A 17972-nucleotide genomic window follows, 5' to 3' on the forward strand; every position below is an offset into this window, starting at 1 on the left:
CAGGCGACGCATGCGGGTGCCGGGTTTTCCGCCCCTAAGCGCGAAGAGCAGTGCTCGGCTGAAGCCCGAAAAGCCACCCCACCCGCCCACAACGGCCAACGTGCCGTACGACAACGGCCAACACGGCGTACGACAACGGCCAACACGCGGGGAGGGGTTCGACCCCGCCGGCGTGTTGGCCGTTGTGGTACCGAGTGTTGGCCGTTCTGGGACGGTGTGTTGGCCGTTGTTGTACGGGTGGTTGGCCGTTGTGGGGGGTTACCGCGGGAGCAGGGGGGTGACGGTGTCCGCGGTGGGGCTGGTGTTCTCGCGGCGGGCGATCCAGGTGGCGATCAGGTCCACTGCCTGTTCGGTGGGGACGCCGTTGATCTGGGTGCCGTCGCGGAAGCGGAAGGAGACCGCGCCCGCTTCCACGTCCTTGGCCCCGGCCAGGAGCAGGAAGGGGACCTTCTGGGTGGTGTGGTTGCGGATCTTCTTCTGCATGCGGTCGTCGCTGGCGTCGACCTCGGCGCGGATGGCCTTGGCGCGCAACGCCTTCTGCACGCCCATGAGGTGCTCGACGTGGTCGTCGGCGATGGGGATGCCGACCACCTGGGTCGGGGCCAGCCACGCCGGGAAAGCGCCGCCGTAGTGCTCGGTGAGGACGCCGAAGAAGCGTTCGATGCTGCCGAACAGGGCCCGGTGGATCATCACGGGGCGCTGGCGGGAGCCGTCACCGGCGGTGTACTCCAGCTCGAAGCGTTCGGGCAGGTTGAAGTCGACCTGGATGGTGGACATCTGCCAGGTGCGGCCCAGGGCGTCCTTGACCTGCACGGAGATCTTCGGGCCGTAGAAGGCGGCGCCGCCCGGGTCAGGGACCAGTTCCAGGCCGGAGTCCTCGGCGGCGGAGCGCAGCGCCTCGGTGGCGGCGGTCCAGACCTCGTCGGAGCCGACGTACTTCTCCTCGTTGCGGGTGGACAGCTCCAGGTAGAAGTCGTCCATGCCGTAGTCGCGGAGCAGCCCGAGCACGAAGGCGAGCAGGGACTTCAGCTCCTCCTGCACCTGGTCGGGGGTGCAGAAGATGTGCGCGTCGTCCTGGGTCATGCCGCGGACCCTGGTCAGGCCGTGCACCACGCCGGACTTCTCGTACCGGTAGACCGTGCCGAACTCGAACATGCGCAGCGGCAGCTCGCGGTAGGAACGGCCCCTGGACCGGAAGATCAGGTCGTGGAAGGGGCAGTTCATCGGCTTGAGGTAGTAGTCCTGGCCCGGCTTGCGCAGCTTGCCGTCCTCGTCGTACTCGGCGTCCAGGTGCATCGCCGGGTACATGCCGTCGCGGTACCAGTCCAGGTGGCCGGAGGTCTCGAACAGCCCGCCCTTGGTGATGTGCGGGCTGTAGACGAACTCGTAGCCCTCCTCCTCGTGCCGCTGCCGCGAGTAGTCCTCCATCGCCTTGCGGATCACGCCGCCACGCGGGTGGAACACGGCAAGGCCGGAGCCGATCTCGTCCGGGAAGCTGAACAGGTCCAGCTCCACGCCCAGCTTGCGGTGGTCCCGGCGCTCGGCCTCGGCCAGCAGCTCCAGGTAGCCGTCCTGGGCCTCCTGGGTCTCCCACGCGGTGCCGTAGATCCGCTGCAGCTGCGGGTTCTTCTCGCTGCCACGCCAGTAGGCGGCGGCCGAGCGGGTCAGCTTGAACGCCGGGATGTACTTGGTGGTGGGCACGTGCGGGCCGCGGCACAGGTCGGCCCAGACCCGGTCGCCGCTGCGCGGGTCGAGGTTGTCGTAGATGGTCAGCTCGCCGCCGCCGACCTCCATCACCTCGCTGGTGTCCACATCGGACTTGATGTCCACGAGTTCCAGCTTGTACGGCTCGGCCGCGAGTTCCGCCTTGGCCTCGTCCTGGGAGCCGAACACCCGGCGGGAGAACCGCTGCGCGCCCTTGATGATCTGCTTCATGCGCTTCTCCAGCGCGGTCAGATCCTCCGGGGTGAACGGGCGGGCCACGTCGAAGTCGTAGTAGAAGCCGTCCTTGACCGGCGGGCCGATGCCCAGCTTGGCCTCGGGGAAGAGTTCCTGCACCGCCTGGGCCAGCACGTGCGCGGCGGAGTGCCGGATCACGCTGCGGCCGTCCGCGGACTCGGCGGTGACCGGCTCCACCTCGGTGTCCACCGACGGGGCCCAGGACAGGTCGCGCAGGTTGCCCTCGGGGTCGCGGACCACGACCACGGCCTGGGCCCCCTTGTTCGGGGCTTCCACCTCGCGCAGGGCCGCGCCGGCGGTAGTCCCGGCTGGCACCGTCACACGCGAGGCGAGCACGGCGGGCGCGGGACTGGCTTGGGACACGACGAACTCCTAGGACATCGAGGTCAGGCACCGGGCGCGGCACGCCCGAGGAGCCTCGATGCTATCGGCCGTCCCCGGTCCGGCCTGTGCCGGGCATATCCTGGTCGGTATGCCGAAGATCGTCGGTGGCTCACTGGCCGAGCACCGGGAGCAGACCCGGGAGCGGATCTTCGCCGCGCTCGCCCGGCTGGCGGGCGAACGCGGGTACGACGCGATCACCCTGGCCGAGGTCGCCGCGGCCGCCGAGGTGGGCCGCACCGCGATGTACAACTACTTCCCGGACAAGGAATCGCTGCTGCTGGCCTTCGCCGAGCACGAGACCGGCGGTTACCTGCGGGAGCTGACCGCGGCACTGGCCGAGCTGGACAACCCGGTGGACAAGCTGGCCACCTACGTCCGGCTGCACATCCGGGTCTTCGCCACCCGGCACATGCCGCCCAGCTCGGCGTTGCGGCCGCTGCTGTCCGAACAGGGCCGCAGCCGGGTCCTCGATCACGTGACCGAGCTGGAGTCCACGCTGCGCCGGGTGCTGGCCGCCGGGATGGACCAGGGCTACCTGCCCTCGGCCGAGCTGGACGCGCTGGTGCCCCTGGTCACCGCCAGTGTGAGCGGCCGCAGCCTGGCCGGGCTGGACGAACCGGCCCTGGCCGAGGCCACCGAACACACCGTCGGGTTCGTGCTGCGCGGGGTCGGCGCGCGCCTGGGACCCGGCGGCAAGCCCCGCAAACTCCCCCGCCGCTAGTCCTGGACCGGGCGGAACACGCACACCTGCACGCCGGTGCCGCCCTTGACCGTGGACACCAGTTCCAGCGGCCGCTTGCCGCCGTCGGCCGGGAAGATCGACTTGCCGCCGCCGAGCAGCACCGGCATCAGGATCAGCCGCAGCTCGTCGACCAGGCCCGCACTGATCAGCGCGCGCACCAGGGTCGGGCTGCCCATGATCAGCAGGTTGCCGCCCTCGCTCTCCCGCAGTTCCCTGATCCCGTCGATGGCCGCCGCACCCGGGATGAGGCTGGTGTTGTGCCAGGTCAGGTCGGCCGCGCCGAGGGTGGCGGAGACGACGTGCTTGGGGATGGCGTTCATCCGGTCGGCGAAGGGATCGCCCGCCCGCTCCGGCCAGGCCCCGGCCATCACACTCCAGGTGCGGCGGCCGAACAACAGCGCGTCGGCATCCCGCAGCGCCTCGTCGAAGGCGACGCCGACCACCTCGGGGTCGAAGAACGGGCCGGACCAGCCGCCGTGCGCGAAGCCGCCGTCGGTGTCCTCCTCCGGACCGCCGGGGGCCTGCACGACGCCGTCCAGGCTGATGAACTCGCTGACCACGATGCGCATGGGTCCCGCTCCTCTGTCTCGCCACCGGGCTTACGGGAAGAGAGACCGGGCGGCCACCCGAAACTCATCGCCACCCCCGAAGTGACCTGGAGCACACCCGCTCGCGCCCTGGACAACTTAGGTAAGCCTAACTTAGCCTGGTGAGACACGGTGGGATTCTGACACCTCGTCAGGATATTCTGACAACCTGTCGTGAAACCCTTGACCCCCCGTCCGCTCCGGCCGCACACTGGGTCCGGGCGAGGAGGAGACTGACCATGTCCGAGAACAGCGAAACCGTTGCACCGCAGCGTTTTTCCACCGAGTTGCGAGCCCGCACCCGCGGTGATCACGCACAGGCGCAACAACTCCCGTACGTGGACGCGATGCTGGCCGGCAAACTCAGCCGCGCCGGGTACGCCGAGATGGTCGCCCAGCAGTACTTCGCCTACTCGGTCCTCGAACAGGCCGCGCAGGTGATGCGAACAGACCCGATCGGGCGACGTTTTGTGCTGCCGGAACTCGACCGCGCGCCCGCGCTGGCCGAGGACCTGGCCTACCTGCTCGGCCTGGACTGGCAGGACCGGATCACCCCGAGCCCGGCCACCCTGCGCTACCTGGACCGGATGCGCGCGGTCTGCTTCGACTGGCCCGGCGGGTTCATCGCGCACCACTACACCCGCTACCTGGGCGATCTCTCCGGCGGCCAGATCATCCAGCGCTGCGTGATCCGCGCCTACGACCTGCCCGGCGACCGCGGCGCGTCGGCCTACACCTTCCCGCTGATCAAGAACGTCAAGCGGTTCAAGGACGGCTACCGCGAGATGCTCGACCTGCTCCCGTTCGACCCGGCGCAGCAGCGCAGGGTGATCGAGGAGGCGATCGTGGCCTACCGGCACAACATCGAGGTCTTCGACGATCTGGGCCGCGACCTGCCCGCATACCTCGTGGCCTAGCACTTCCGGTGGAGTCCGGGCGGGTTTTGACCCGTTCGGACCACACGGCTCACCGCTCTGCGTCAGACTGTGGTGGCTTTCGCCCCCCACGTTTTCCGCAGGAGTACTCGGTGACCTACCCGCCCCAGCAGCCAGGCCCGTACGGCCAGCCCGACCCCTACGGCCAGCAGCCGGGCCAGCCGGGCTGGGGGCAGCAGCAGCCGCCGCAGCAGCCCGGCTACCCGCAGCAGCAGCCGGGTCAGCCGCAGCCGGGCCAGCAGCCGCCGCCCGGGTACCCGCAGACCGGTCCGCAGCCCGGCTTCGGCCAGCAGCCCCAGCAGCCGGGTCAGCCGCAGCCGGGTTACGGCCAGCCCGACCCGCAGCAGCAGGGCTGGGGCCAGCCCGGCCAGCAGCCGCAGCAGGGTTACGGCCAGGACCCGTACAACCAGGGCTACCAGCAGACCCAGCAGTTCGGCGGCTATCAGCAGGGCTACCCGGGTGGGCCGACGCCGCCGAGCGGGCCGAACAAGGGCCTCATCGCCGGGATCGCGGTGGCCGCGGTGGTCATCGTGACCGGCGCGGTGATCGGCGGCATCTACGCCTTCTCCGGCGACGACCCGACCCCGTCCAACACCGCGGCCGGGCAGACCAGCGAGACCAGCGTGACCGCCACCTCGCGGCCCAAGCTGACCACCGGCTCGGTGCGGCCGACCACCGGCGGCAGCGTGGCGCCCACCGGCGGCAGCGGCAGTGACACCGGCGGCGGCGACTCCGGCGCCGAGGCGCCCGCGGTCCGGGCGGCGGCGGCCGGGTTCGCCGGCGCGTGGCAGAGCGACCTGCGCTCCGGCGGCAAGGCCCCTGTCTCCGAGTACGCGCCCTACACCTGCGCGAAGATGGTGGAGAAGCTGACCAAGAACAAGGCCGAGGGCAAGGTGGTCAAGCACGTGCCGGACGCCACGCTCACCGTGGCCAAGGTGATGGCCATGCCGGCCACCGGGATCGCCATGATCGACCTCAACGCCTCCGGCCAGGCCCCCGCGAAGCAGTCGCTGTCCCTGGTCAAGGAGGAAGCGGGCTGGAAGGTCTGCGAGTGACCTGTCCCGGACAGGGCTGAGGTCGTGCTCGACCTGCGCCGCCTGCGGATGCTGCGGGCGCTGGCCGACCACGGCACGGTGACGGCGGCCGCGGACGCGTTGTACGTGACGCCGTCCGCGGTCTCCCAGCACCTGGCCGCGCTGGAGACCGAGGTCGGTCAGCCCCTGCTGGAGCGCCGCGGCAGGCGGGTGCAGCTCACCGCCGCCGGCAAGCTGTTGCTCAGTCACACCAACACGATCCTGGCCGAACTCGAACGCGCCGAGGCCGCGCTGGCCGCGCACGCCAGCGGGCAGCACGGCGAGATCGTGGTGGCCGCCTTCGCCAGCGCGATCGGCCTGCTGGTCGCGCCCACCATCGCCGCGCTGCGCGAACGCGCGCCCGGCGTGGTGGTGCGGGTGCGTGACGCCGAGGGCCACGAGAGCCTGCCGATGCTGATGGACGGCGGCGTCGACCTGGCCGTCGCGGTGGAGTACCGCGGCGCGCCCCGGGAGGACGACGAACGGGTGGCCAGGGTCGCGCTCTACGCCGAACCCTTCGACGCGGTGCTCTCCGCCGCGCACCCCCTGGCCGAGGCCGCCGAGGTCCCACTGGCCGAACTGGCCGGCGAGGACTGGATCAGCCCTTCTCCGGGCAACCCGGTCTACGACGTGGTCCGGCTGGCCTGCGAGCACGCCGGGATCACACCGCGGATCGCGCACTACTCCGCCGATTTCCGCGCCACCGCCGCACTCGCCGGCGCCGGGGCCGGGGTCGCGCTGGTGCCGCGGACCGCGCTGTACGGGGTGCGGCTGACCGGCGCGGTCACCCGGCCACTGGTCGCGCCCGCCCCGGTGCGCCGGGTCTTCGCCGCCATCCGGCGCGGCTCCGAGGCCCGGCCGCTGGTCGAGGCGACCCTGGCCGAACTGCGCCGCACCGCCGAGGGACTCGGCTGAATCAAGATCGACTACTCTGGGGTGACCGTCCACGGTGGACGGTCAGCTCGGAGGAAAACCCATGCCACGCCGCCTGTTCCCGCTCCTCGCCGCCACCACCCTGCTGCTCGCAGGCCCCGGGGTGGCCGCCGCCGACCCGTCAGGGCCGCCGGTCCTGGACTGCAAGGCGTCCTGGTACGGCGTGGAAGGTCAACCCGATCGGATGACCGCCTACGGCGAGCGGTTCGACCGGCTGGCCATGACCACCGGGGCCCGCGACTGGGGCCACAACACGCTGCTGCGGGTCACCTGGACCGGCACCGGGAAGTCGGTGGAAGTGCGGGTCAACGACTTCAGCCCCAACGCCGAGGCCCACCCGGAACGCTGCGTGAACCTCACCTGGGCCGCCTTCGGCGCACTGGCCCCGCAGTCGGCCGGAGTGTTGCCGGTGCGCGTCGAACGGCTCAACTGACACATCACTGCCTCGCTACTCGGTATGGTCGGGGCAGGGGGTGGTGACGACGGAACTCGCGGAGAGCCTGCGGATCATGCCGGGGGTGCGCACCACGCGCAGACCGGTGACACCCGGCGGTCCCGCCGGATTCGCGCTCAGCCACGTCCGGGCGGACCCGATGTCCACCGCCCTGCCACCGATCCTGATCCTGCCCGGCGGTCCAGGCCTGGCCTCGGTGCTGCCCTACGTCGGGCATCGCGCCATCGCCACCGCGCGCGGCCTGGACGTGCTGATGGTCGAACACCGCGGCGTCGGCCTGTCCCGCACCGACGAGCACGGCCAGGACCTGCCCCCGGCGGCCCTGACGGTCACCCAGGTGGTGGACGACCTCGCCGCCGTGCTCGACGACCTCGGTATCGATCGGGTGGTCGTCTACGGCTGCTCCTACGGCACCTACCTGGCCCAGGGCCTCGGCGTCCGGCATCCGCACCGGATCGCCGGGATGGTCCTGGACTCGCCGATGCTCACCGCGCACGACGGCCGGGTGCAGCGCGCCGAACTGCGCCGCCACTACCTCGACGGCGCGGACCCGGCCACCGCGCCCGCCGCACGCCTGCTGCGCGAGCTGGTCGAGGCGGGCAGGCTGAACGCCGCGGAAACCGGTGACGTCATCCAGCTGGTGCACGAGTACGGCGGCCCCCGGCTGGTCCGGCGACTGCTGGAACGGATCGCCGCCGGGCACGGGAACCGGCTGTGGCGCTGGCTGCACGGGCTCGGCAACCGGGAGATCAGCCAGAACCAGCCGTGTGTCATGGAGTTCGACCTCGTCGGCGCGATCGCCTTCCGCGAACTCGGCTACGCCCCCGAACCCGACGGCCGCCCACTGGATGTCAACCTGTCCTTCGCCAAGCGCGCCAAGGACTTCCCGCCCTTCACCGGCGAGCCCTTCGACCTGCCTGCCGAACTGCCCGGCTTCGACTGGCCGGTCGCGGTGCTCTCCGGCGAACGCGACGTGCGCACCCCCAGGGTCATCGCGGCCCAGATCGCCGACCTGGTCCCGGACGGGATCCTGTTGCCGTTCAACGGAATCGGCCACAGCATCCTGGACTCCCATCCCTCGGCCGCGCTGCTGGCCGCCGCCGCGGTCGCCGGTGGCGCGCACCGGCGACTGCCCGCGATGGCCGGCCGGTTCGGCTCGATCCCCCGCCCGGCGCGCAGCCGCGCACTCGAGTTGATGTTGCACGCCCGGCTCACCCTGCCCTGGTAATTGGGTGGCGCGATCCCCTGGCACGGCCGACCATGACCGCTCGTGTCCGAACAATCCGGCTGGCGAGCCCGCATCGCCGCACTGCGCATGGACTTCAGCCCCCTGCGCGTGTCCAGGGACTACCGGTACCTGACGTTCTCGGGCGCGATCACCATGTTCGGCAGCTACGTCACCTTCATCGCGGTCCCGATCCAGATGAAGGAACTCACCGGCTCCCCGGCCGCGGTCGGCCTGGTCGCCCTCGCGGAGTTCATCCCAATGATCCTGTGCGGCCTCTACGGCGGCGCGCTGGCCGACGCCCTGGACCGGCGCAAGATCGTCATCTGGTGCGAGGTCGGCCTGATGGTCTGCACCGGCGGTCTGCTGCTCAACTCGATGCTGCCCACCCCGCAGGTCTGGGTGCTCTACGTGGTCGCGGCGGGCGTGGCCTCCTTCGACGCGTTGCAACGCCCCAGCCTGGACGGCCTGGTCCCGCGCTACCTGCCGCATTCGATGATGGCCTCCGCCGGCGCGCTCAACTCGCTGCGCTGGAACTTCGGCGCCATCGCCGGACCGGCCATGGGCGGTCTGCTGGTCCAGTTCGCCGGCTTCCAGTGGGCCTACTTCCTGGACGTGCTCACCTTCGGCCTGTCCCTGCTGCTGCTCCTGCGCATGCGCCCCTCCCCGCCGACGGAGAAGGCCGAGGCCGCGGGCCTGCGCAGCATCGCCACCGGCATCCGCTACGCCGCCACCCGCCCCGACCTGGCAGGCACCTACCTGGTCGACATCGTCGCGATGGCCATGGCCATGCCCCAGGCGCTGTTCCCGTTCCTGGTGGACCGCCTGCAGGCACCCTGGGCACTGGGCCTGATGTACTCCGCGGGCGCGGTGGGCGCGTTGCTGGCCGCGCTGACCTCGGGCTGGACGCACAAGGTGCACCGACACGGCATGGCCGTCATCCTCGCCGCCGCGGCCTGGGGCGCGGTGATGGCGGTGGCCGGGCTGACCACCAGTCTGTGGCTGGTCCTGGTCTGCCTGGTCCTGGCCGGGGTGTTCGACATGATCAGCGGCTTGTTCCGCTCGGTCATCTGGAACCAGTCCATCCCCGACGAACTACGCGGCCGCCTGGCCGGCATCGAACTGCTCTCGTACTCGGCGGGCCCGATGCTGGGCAACGCCAGGGCCGGGCTGATGGCCCAGTGGACCGGCGTGCCCGCCGCCATCGTCAGCGGCGGCCTGCTCTGCACGGCCGGGGTCGCGGCCCTGGCCGCCTGGCTACCCGCGTTCCGCCACTACGACGCCCGCACCGACGAACACGTCCTCCGCGAAGCCACCCGCCGCCAAGCCACAACCACCCCGGACTAAGCCCCCCACCACCGTGTTGGCCGTTCTCGTACGGTGTGTTGGCCGAACTGGACGGCGTGTTGGCCGTTCCGGACGGCGTGTTGGCCGTTCCGGACGGTGTGTTGGCCGAACTGGACGGTGTCTTGGCCGATGCGGACGGCGTGTTGGCCGATGTGGGCGGCGTGTTGGCCGATGTGGGCGGCGTGTTGGCCATTCTCGTACAGGGTGTTGGCCGTTGTGGGCGATGTGTTGGCCGGATGGCGTACCAGTTCGGCCAACACTGTGTACGACATCGGCCAACACGCCGGTGGGTCCTTGGCGGGGCGCTGCCCAGCCTGCGACCCACCGCGATTGGGGGATGGCCGCCCAGTGGATCCCGACGGATACTGTCCGTGATCGCGGGATTCCGGAGGGCCGATGACCAGCGAGCCACCCCGGTTGTCCACCGCGGCCGAACGCCTGGACTACATCGCCACCCTGCGGGCCGGCACCGCCGCGATCCGCGGCATCTCCCCGGTGCTCGGCAGGCTCGCCGGGCAGTGTCCGGCCGGCCGCCCATCCGCGCCCGAGGACGAGGACGGATCCGCGGTGATGGTGCCGTTCCTGGTCGTGGACGAAGCGGACTGGCGGCGGGCCACCACCGGCGAACCGCTGTCCCGGCTGATCTCCCTGCTGCACCGCGAGGGCGGGTTCTGGCTGGCCGAGAACCTCGACGGCCGGGTCCGCTGGTGTGCCGCCCCGGTCGGCGCGGTCACCGAGGACGGCGTGCACCACGACCCGGACACCGGCGAGGTGATCGAACCCTGGCTGCGCCTGGACATCACCTGCACCGGGCCCTGGAACGGCGGTTTCGCCTTCTCCGCCGCGGCCGCCGACCTCGCCCCCGAACTGTGGCTGCTGGGCGGTTCACCGGTGTTCGGCATCGTCACCGAACCCCTCGGACGGCCCGGCGCGGGGCGGCGGACGCCGGTGCTGGACCTGGACACCTTCGAGATCCGGCTCAACCGCAGCCTGCACCTGCGCGCCGACCCGCCGCGCTCGGTGCGCCAGCTGGTGATCGACTCGGGCTGGCCGGGGGCCGAGCAGCTCGCCGGGCTGGCCGGGTTCAGCGGCGCGGACTGGCCGTTCTGAGCAGCAGCAGGGTGCACCCGGTCAGCGCGGCCAGGGCGGCGGACTGGAACAGGGTGAACAGGGTCGCGCCGCCGCCGAGCACCGCCACCGAAGCACCCACGTAGGTGAAGTTGGCGCCCAGCAGCAGCGAACCCAGGAACAGGAACAACTCCGGCACCGCGAACGCCAGCAGCGCCGCGGGGACGAAGGCACGCAGGCGCGGGCCGGTGACCGTGGTCAGCGCGACCAGCAGGCACAGCCCGCCGAGTGCGGCGAAGGGGGCCAGCGCGCCGAGCGCACCTGCGCGGGCGATGAGGCTGGCGGTGCTGTAGGCGCTGGGAATGCCGACGAACAGCAGGATGAACTGGGCGGCCAGGGCGATGATCACGCCGTAGGCCAGGGGGCGGCGGCTCGGTGGCAGCAGCGGTGGTCGGTGCGGGCGGGGCAGCGGGGCCAGCCGCAGGATCAGTAGCGCGACGAACGCGACCACGGCCAGGAACTGGAGCCAGCCGAGGATGTCGCCGCGGGCGTGGATGGAGGTCAGCGCGTCGGCCACCGAGCCCAGGGCGCTGCCCGCGACCAGGCCCAGACCCAGGGACGCCCGGTCGCCGTCGCGGCGGAACCAGGTCAGGCCCAGGCCGAGCAGGGTGAACCGGGCGGCCAGGTAGAGCACGGCCAGGAGGGTGGCGATGCCGAGGGTGTCGGTCCAGACCGCGACGGTGGTGGCGGACATGGCGACCGCGGCGATCGGCAGCAGCGCCGGGTTGTGCGCCCTGGCCAGGGAAATCCTCGGTCGACTGTCCGCAGTGGACACTTGGCGCTGCCACTCCTGGACCGCGGCCAGCTTGCCCGCCAGGTCCGGGATGCGGGACAGGCCGAGGCGTTCCTCCAGGCCGGCGGTGAGGGTGTCCAGGGGCATGGCGGCGGCGTAGGGGCCGAGCAGGTGCAGGGCGGCGGGCAGGCGGCCGCACAGCAGGGCCAGCTCGTCGACCGGTTCGGCGGCCAGGCGGTCGGCGCCCAGGTAGGGGGCGAGCAGTTCGCGGGCGGCCGCGGCGTCGAGGGTGTCCAGGACCAGGGGCCGGGCGCCGTCGGTGGCGTAGAGGGCGGGCAGTGCGCGGCGGGCGGTGACCACGGCGAACGCGGCCGGGCCGGTGGGCAGCAGCGGGCGGACCTGGTCGGCGTCGCGGGCGTCGTCCAGGACCACCAGGATCCGCCGGTCGGCCACCAGTTCGCGGTACAGGCCCAGCCGGGAGTCGCTGTCCGGTGGGATCCGCTCGACGCCGAATGCCTCCAGGAACCGGTGCACCACGTGCTCGGCCCGCACCGGTGGCGCGTCCGCCGAACCCCGCAGGTCCGCGTACAGACAGCCGTCCGGGAACGCCGCGGCGGCCTGGTGCGCCCAGTGCAGCGCCAGCGCGGACCGCCCCACCCCCGGCGCGTCCTGCACGCCCGAGACCACCGCCACCCGTGCCCCCGCCGCGCGCACCCCGCTCAGCGCCGCCAGCTCCCGGTCCCGGCCGACCAGGTGACCGGCGATCCCGGGCAGTTGCCTGGGCACCCTCGGCGGCGGTGTGCCCGGCCCGAGGTGGATGTCGCCGTGCACATCCCTGATCTGCCAGGCGTTTCCGCCCACCGTGCCGCTCAGCTCGTGGTTGGTGTCCCCGGCGGCCTGCTCATCGCTCACCCGCAGCTCTCCCCACTCGTGCGCTCACCCTCTGCATGTCACACGAGAGTGGCGAACGCAACACTCAAGCCGCTCATCGCCGCAGAACTGCCGCTGCCCGACAACGCCACCCCGCTCCTCGAACGGGTGATCGAGCACGACTAGGTTGAGCACAATGTTCTCCTCCGCCAGTTCGACCGGTCCCGGCGAGCCCTGGGCGCGCCCGGCACACCTGGCCGTCGAGCCACCCGAGACCCCCGTCGCGCCGAGCGTGGATCCGGACGAGGCCGAGGAGTTCCTGCGCCTGTTCCACGCGGAGAACCCCGACGCGGGCGAGGTGGAGACCCGGGTCCGCTGGGTACGCGCGGAGATCGAGCTGACCGGCGGCTACCAGCACTCCAGCGCGGAACTGGCCTTCGGCGCGCGGGTGGCCTGGCGCAACAGCGCGCGCTGCATCGGCCGGTTGTACTGGCGCAGCATGAAGGTCCGCGACCTGCGCGCGGTGCACAGTGCCGCCGAGATCGCCGCGCAGTGCTTCGAGCACCTGCGGGTGGCGCACAACGACGGCCGGGTGCGGCCCACCATCACCGTGTTCGCCCCCGACCTGCCCGGCAGGCCCGCGCCGCGGATCTGGAACGAGCAACTGCTGCGCTACGCCGGTTACCCGGTCGGCGACGGCACCGTGCTCGGCGACCCGCGCTACACCGGGTTCACCGCCCAGGTGCTGCGGATGGGCTGGGAGCGGCCGCTGCCGCGCGGCCCGTTCGACCTGCTGCCCCTGGTGGTGGAGACCGCCGCGGACGGCCCGAGGCTGTTCGACCTGCCTGCCGACGTGCGGGTGGAGGTGCCGCTGACCCACCCCGACCTGCCCTGGTTCGGCGAACTCGGCCTGCGCTGGCACGCGGTCCCGGCGATCAGCAACATGACCCTGTCCATCGGCGGCGTCGCCTACCCGGCGGCCCCGTTCAACGGCTGGTACATGGGCACCGAGATCGGCGCCCGCAACCTCGGCGACACCGGCCGCTACGACGCGCTGCCGGAGATCGCCGAGCGGATGCGCCTGGACACCAGCTCGGAGGCCACCCTGTGGCGGGACCGGGCCCTGGTGGAGATCAACCGGGCGGTGCTGCACTCCTACCAGGTCGCCGGGGTCGCCATCAGCGACCACCACACCGAGTCGCAGCGGTTCCTGACCCACATCGCCAAGGAGGAGAAGGCGGGGCGGAGCTGCCCGGCGGACTGGAGCTGGATCGTGCCGCCCATGTCCGGCTCGCTCACCCCGGTCTTCCACCGCTACTACGACTCCGCGCACCTGCGCCCGGAGTTCACGCTGGACGACGAGGCGGCCCGGCGGGGTCAGCTTGGCACCCCCGAACACTTCGCGACCAGGCCGCATACCGCGGGCATTGCGCCGGACGTGTGGAGTTGGCTGCGCAGGCCGGTTCCCGTCGGCGGCTGAGCCCATCCGGCGGCGGCGACTACCCCGGTCGGCCCCGGCGGTGGCCGCCGAACGCGGAAGATCCACTGATACGGACAGTGGTCACCCAATCACCATGCGTTGTTTTGTGGCGAGGCTCCGGATAGTGTCCGCTGCGGCGATCGCCCCGCTGTTTCCCTTGTGCGCCAACGTCATGTGAGGTGAGCTGTGTCCGCTCGTGCCCGCGCGGTGCTGTCCGGAGTCCTCGTCGCCCTGGCCGGGGTCCTCGGCCTGTTGCTGCCCACCGGAACCGCCTTCGCCGCGGCCGATCCCGCCGTGTACACCGCCAGCAAGACCACGGTCGCCCCGGAGGAGTCCTTCGTGCTCACCGCGACCTTCACCAACCCGGAGAGCACGCCGGTGATCTTCCTGTGGCAGGGCATCCACCCGGCGGTCAACGGGGGTGAGTGGACCCTGGAATCCTGCCTCGGCTGCACGCCCTCGGGCGTCAACAACGCGGTCGTCGCGGACAGCACCCCCGTGCTGCCAGGGGAAAGCCGCTCCATCCAGGCCACCTACAAGGCCAAGGCCGGCAGCACCGGCTACTCCACCTTCGACGGCTACGTCTACTACGAGTCCGGCGGCGTCGGCAAGGACAAGCTGACCCCGGCCGCGGTCACGGTGACCATCGCGAACCCGTGATGCCGCGACGGCCGCCCGCACACCTGGGGTGCGCGGGCGGCCGTCGTCTCCGTTGTGATCAGCTCGGTCCGACTCAGCCCTGGGCCACGGCGGCCGGGTCCATGTGCATGACCTCCCACACGTGCCCGTCCAGGTCGCGGAAGCTGCCGCCGTACATGAAACCGTGGTCCTGGAACGGCTTCCACTCCTGGCCACCGGCGGCCAGCGCGGCCGCGACCAGCTCGTCCACCTCCGCGCGACTGTCCGCGGACAGACAGTTGAGCACCTCGGTGGTGTCCGGGTCGGCGATCTCGCCCTTGATGAAGTCCTTGAACTTGTCCTCGCCGAGCAGGATCACCGTGATGTTCTGCTCCACCATCATCGAGACGGCGGTCTCGTCGGAGAACTGCTCGTTGGCGGTGAAACCGAGCTTGGTGTAGAAGTCGCGGGCGGCGGCGACGTCCTTGACCGGCAGGTTGATGAAGATCATGCGCATGGCGGGATTCTCCTGATTTGTCAGTCTGTTCGTGGGCGATTCAGCGAAAAAGATCAAGCGGATCGGCGCGGGCGGCGGGCCCAGGCGACGACCCCGGCGAGCACGCCGAGGGTGACCGTGGTGATGGCGAGGACCGGCGTGCCGAAGACGACCACCTGGTAGTAGGTCGCGCCGACCATCAGCAGGGTCAGGCCCAGTCCGGCCGCCGCGGCCAGTCGCGGGATGACCAGGCCGATCGCGCCGGCCAGTTCGACCAGGCCGATGAACAGGCGGAACCAGTCACCGCCGATGGAGGAGAAGATCCCAACGGCGGTGGCCTCCCCTACCAGCTTCGGGATCGCTGCAGCGACCAGGAAGAACGCGCCGAGCAGGCCCTGCAGCGTCCAGAGCGCGATGTTCCCGGCGCGCGAGGCGGGCTTGGCGGTGCTGGTGGCGGTGGCGATGGCGATGGTGGTCATGTCCGGCTCCCCAGATGATGTCCTCGTTGTGGTGTCACCGGTACTGACAACGGCCCCGCGGCAAACTCATCGGTCGCCGCCGAACTTTTTTCCGGCGAGCCCGTCTGTACAGGTCAGGGGGCATGAAGCAGACTGGGGCCGCTGGTCCGAGAGCTGTCTGGGGAGAGGAAGAACGGTCGTGGTGTCCACGGAGAAGCCGGTCGAGGACGAGTTCCTCGGCCAGGCCGGCCAGTACCGGCGGGAGCTGCTCGCGCACTGCTACCGCATGCTCGGCTCGGTGCACGACGCCGAGGATCTGGTGCAGGAGACCTACCTGCGCGCCTGGCGGGCCTACGACAAGTTCGAGGGCCAGTCCTCGCTGCGCACCTGGCTGCACCGGATCGCCACCAACACCTGCCTGACCGCGCTGGAGAACCGGGCCAAGCGCCCGCTGCCCACCGGTCTCGGCCAGCCCGGCTCGCAGGCCGAGGATCCCCTGGTGCAGCAGCCGGAAGTGCCGTGGCTGGAACCGATCCCGGACAGCGCGGTCGGCCTGGACAGCGCGGACCCGGCCACCATCGTCACCGACCGGGAGACCATCCGGCTGGCCTTCGTGGCCGCCCTGCAACACCTGCCGCCAAGGCAGCGCGCGGTGCTGATCCTGCGCGATGTGCTGCAGTGGAAGGCCGCGGAGGTGGCCGAGGCGGTGGACATCTCGGTGGCCGCGGTGAACAGCACCCTGCAACGCGCCCGCGCCCAGCTCGAGACGGTCCAGCCCCGCCAGGACACGGTGGCCGCACCACTGGACGCCGACCAGCGCGAGTTGCTCGAACGGTACGTGAAAGCCTTCGAGGACAAGGACATCAGCGCGATCGTGGCCCTGTTCACCGCCGACGCGGTGTGGGAGATGCCGCCGTTCGTCGGCTGGTACCAGGGCGCGGAGAACATCGGCAGGCTCATCGACACCGCCTGTCCCGCCGAAGGCCCCGGCGACATGCGACTGCTGCCCGTCAACGCCAACGGCCAGCCCGGCTTCGGCCTCTACATGCGCGACGGCGACGTGTACAAACCCTTCAACCTCCCGGTGCTCACCTTGGGTCCCAACGGAATCACCCACGTCTCCAGCTTCTTCGACCTGTCCCTGTTCGAGAAGTTCGGCCTGCCAATGGAAATCCCCGCCTAACTCCGCGTCCGAACTCCGCCAGACCAGGACGGTCCGCTCAACCAGGCTCTGCGACATGAACGAACTCGCAAGCCGGACCGCCCTGGTCACCGGCGGCAGCCGCGGCATCGGCGCCGCCATCGCCCTCGCCCTGGCCGCCAAGGGCGCCGACGTGGCCATCACCTACCAGAACAACGCCACCGCCGCCGACCGGATCGTCGAGCAGATCAAAGATCTCGGCGCACGTGGCCTGGCCATCCAGGCGGACAGCGCCAACCCCGTGGCGATCACCAACGCCGTGGCAACGACGGTGGAAACCCTTGGCGCGCTGGACATCCTGGTCAACAACGCGGCCGCGTTCGACTTCGCCCCGCTGGCCGAACTCAGCCCGGAAGCAGTGAACCGCACCCTGGCGGTCAACGTCCGCGCCCCCTTGCTCGCCGCCCAGGCCGCCCTCCCCCACCTGCGCGAGGGCGGCCGCATCATCAACATCGGCAGCAACGTCGCCGACCGCGCGGTCTTCCCCGGCTTCGCCCTGTACTCGATGAGCAAGAGCGCCCTGACCGGCCTGACCAAGGCCCTGGCCCGCGAACTCGGCCCCCAGGGCATCACCGCCAACCTGGTCAGCCCCGGCCCCACCCAGACCGACGCCGCCCCCACCGACCCCGGCTTCGTGGAAGCCATCAACGCCTTCACCGCCCTGGGCCGCTTCGCCACCCCAGAAGAAATCGCCGCGGTAGTGGCCTTCCTAGCCACCCCCGCAGCCCAATACGTAACCGGAGCCACCATCAACACAGACGGCGGCTTCACCGCCTAACCCCGTCCCACAACGGCCAACACGACGTACAAGAACGGCCAACACACCGTACGACAACGGCCAACACGCCGGGAGGGGTTCGGGTTTGAACCCCCTCCGCGCGTGTTGGCCGTTGTCGTACCCAGTGTTGGCCGTTCTTGTACGGCACGTTGGCCGTTGTCGTACGCCCTCGATCTTGACCTCGTCCTTGATCCCCGCTCCTAAAATCCCCCCATGACCGTCTACGCCCTGGCCCAGTTCACCATCACCGACCCCACCGCCTACTCCCGCTACCAATCCCGTTTCCCTGAGGTCTTCAACAACCACCAGGGCACCCTCCTGGCCGCGGACGACTCCCCCACCACCATCGAAGGCGGCTACCCCCACCAGAAAGCCGTCCTGCTCTCCTTCCCCACCAGGGAAGCCTTCGAGGACTGGTCGCAATCCGCCGAATACCAGGAGATCTCCCAAGACCGCCAAGCAGGCACCACCGGCGTAGTCGTACTGCTCAACGGCATCGGACCGTGACCTCCCGCCGTCCGCCTACGTCATCTGGCGGAGGGCTTTTGTCAGGCAGCCGTGATCCCATTGA

General features: G+C 70.9%; 18 protein-coding genes. 13 read left to right on the forward strand and 5 right to left on the reverse strand.

All coding sequences use genetic code 11. The features are described 5' to 3' along the window. Window positions 1-258: 258 nt before the first annotated feature. Complete coding sequence (gene thrS, locus HNR67_RS35755) at window positions 259-2322, reverse strand: threonine--tRNA ligase (protein ID WP_185007206.1); 2064 nt, start codon at window positions 2320-2322, stop codon at window positions 259-261. A gap of 109 nt (window positions 2323-2431) precedes the next feature. Between thrS and HNR67_RS35760 the strand changes: the two genes are divergently transcribed. Beyond that, window positions 2432-3064, forward strand: a complete 633-nt coding sequence (locus HNR67_RS35760) for a TetR/AcrR family transcriptional regulator (RefSeq protein WP_185007208.1) — start codon at window positions 2432-2434, stop codon at window positions 3062-3064. On the opposite strand, the gene HNR67_RS35765 is transcribed toward HNR67_RS35760, so the two are convergent. Beyond that, entirely contained in the window at window positions 3061-3654 is a 594-nt protein-coding gene (locus HNR67_RS35765) for a dihydrofolate reductase family protein (protein WP_185007210.1), read from the reverse strand. The two genes, HNR67_RS35760 and HNR67_RS35765, sit on opposite strands and share 4 nt — an antisense overlap. Window positions 3655-3911: 257 nt before the next feature. On the opposite strand from HNR67_RS35765, the gene HNR67_RS35770 reads away from it, so the two are divergent. From HNR67_RS35770 to HNR67_RS35800, 7 genes are all read left to right on the forward strand, one after another. Beyond that, on the forward strand, window positions 3912-4589 hold the full coding sequence (locus HNR67_RS35770; RefSeq protein WP_185007212.1) for a biliverdin-producing heme oxygenase: 678 nt from the start codon (window positions 3912-3914) through the stop codon (window positions 4587-4589). A 110-nt stretch (window positions 4590-4699) separates the two neighbouring features. Beyond that, on the forward strand, window positions 4700-5662 hold the full coding sequence (locus tag HNR67_RS35775; protein WP_185007214.1) for a hypothetical protein: 963 nt from the start codon (window positions 4700-4702) through the stop codon (window positions 5660-5662). 24 nt (window positions 5663-5686) lie between these two features. Then, window positions 5687-6595 (forward strand): LysR family transcriptional regulator, encoded by a 909-nt coding sequence (locus HNR67_RS35780; RefSeq protein WP_185007216.1) that lies wholly within the window; start codon window positions 5687-5689, stop codon window positions 6593-6595. 61 nt (window positions 6596-6656) lie between these two features. Further along, window positions 6657-7046 carry a septal ring lytic transglycosylase RlpA family protein gene (locus HNR67_RS35785; RefSeq protein ID WP_185007218.1) on the forward strand — a complete coding sequence of 130 codons (390 nt, stop codon included), beginning with the start codon at window positions 6657-6659 and terminating at the stop codon, window positions 7044-7046. Window positions 7047-7089: 43 nt separating this feature from the next. After that, the gene (locus HNR67_RS35790; protein WP_185007220.1) at window positions 7090-8295 is read left to right on the forward strand and encodes an alpha/beta fold hydrolase; all 1206 of its coding nucleotides are present in this window, start codon (window positions 7090-7092) and stop codon (window positions 8293-8295) included. A 42-nt stretch (window positions 8296-8337) separates the two neighbouring features. Beyond that, window positions 8338-9639, forward strand: coding sequence for an MFS transporter (locus tag HNR67_RS35795; protein ID WP_221490166.1), 1302 nt, complete (start codon window positions 8338-8340; stop codon window positions 9637-9639). A gap of 396 nt (window positions 9640-10035) precedes the next feature. Then, entirely contained in the window at window positions 10036-10749 is a 714-nt protein-coding gene (locus tag HNR67_RS35800; RefSeq protein ID WP_185007222.1) for a hypothetical protein, read from the forward strand. Here HNR67_RS35800 and HNR67_RS35805 read toward each other — a convergent pair. Next, on the reverse strand, window positions 10724-12412 hold the full coding sequence (locus HNR67_RS35805; RefSeq protein ID WP_185007224.1) for a hypothetical protein: 1689 nt from the start codon (window positions 12410-12412) through the stop codon (window positions 10724-10726). The two genes, HNR67_RS35800 and HNR67_RS35805, sit on opposite strands and share 26 nt — an antisense overlap. A gap of 154 nt (window positions 12413-12566) precedes the next feature. Between HNR67_RS35805 and HNR67_RS35810 the strand changes: the two genes are divergently transcribed. Together HNR67_RS35810 and HNR67_RS35815 are read left to right on the forward strand one after the other, a co-directional pair. Continuing rightward, a complete protein-coding gene (locus HNR67_RS35810; RefSeq protein WP_185007226.1) occupies window positions 12567-13850 on the forward strand; it encodes a nitric oxide synthase oxygenase in 1284 nt (427 codons plus the stop codon). A 186-nt stretch (window positions 13851-14036) separates the two neighbouring features. After that, window positions 14037-14510 (forward strand): hypothetical protein, encoded by a 474-nt coding sequence (locus HNR67_RS35815; RefSeq protein WP_185007228.1) that lies wholly within the window; start codon window positions 14037-14039, stop codon window positions 14508-14510. A 73-nt stretch (window positions 14511-14583) separates the two neighbouring features. Here HNR67_RS35815 and HNR67_RS35820 read toward each other — a convergent pair whose 3' ends face one another. Beyond that, window positions 14584-14985: a VOC family protein gene (locus HNR67_RS35820; protein WP_185007230.1), complete on the reverse strand. Its 402-nt coding sequence runs from the start codon at window positions 14983-14985 to the stop codon at window positions 14584-14586. Between the two features lie 53 nt (window positions 14986-15038). Continuing rightward, window positions 15039-15443, reverse strand: a complete 405-nt coding sequence (locus HNR67_RS35825; protein WP_185007232.1) for a DoxX family protein — start codon at window positions 15441-15443, stop codon at window positions 15039-15041. Between the two features lie 181 nt (window positions 15444-15624). Between HNR67_RS35825 and HNR67_RS35830 the strand changes: the two genes are divergently transcribed. The 3 genes from HNR67_RS35830 to HNR67_RS35840 all read left to right on the forward strand — a co-directional run bounded on the left by HNR67_RS35830 (window position 15625) and on the right by HNR67_RS35840 (window position 17908). Beyond that, window positions 15625-16605 (forward strand): sigma-70 family RNA polymerase sigma factor, encoded by a 981-nt coding sequence (locus HNR67_RS35830; RefSeq protein WP_312989680.1) that lies wholly within the window; start codon window positions 15625-15627, stop codon window positions 16603-16605. A 55-nt stretch (window positions 16606-16660) separates the two neighbouring features. Then, entirely contained in the window at window positions 16661-17401 is a 741-nt protein-coding gene (locus HNR67_RS35835) for an SDR family oxidoreductase (protein WP_185007236.1), read from the forward strand. A gap of 213 nt (window positions 17402-17614) precedes the next feature. Beyond that, window positions 17615-17908, forward strand: a complete 294-nt coding sequence (locus HNR67_RS35840; RefSeq protein ID WP_185007238.1) for a DUF1330 domain-containing protein — start codon at window positions 17615-17617, stop codon at window positions 17906-17908. Window positions 17909-17972: the final 64 nt, after the last annotated feature.

The organism is Crossiella cryophila, assembly GCF_014204915.1.
Taxonomy (GTDB): Bacteria; Actinomycetota; Actinomycetes; order Mycobacteriales; family Pseudonocardiaceae; genus Crossiella; species Crossiella cryophila.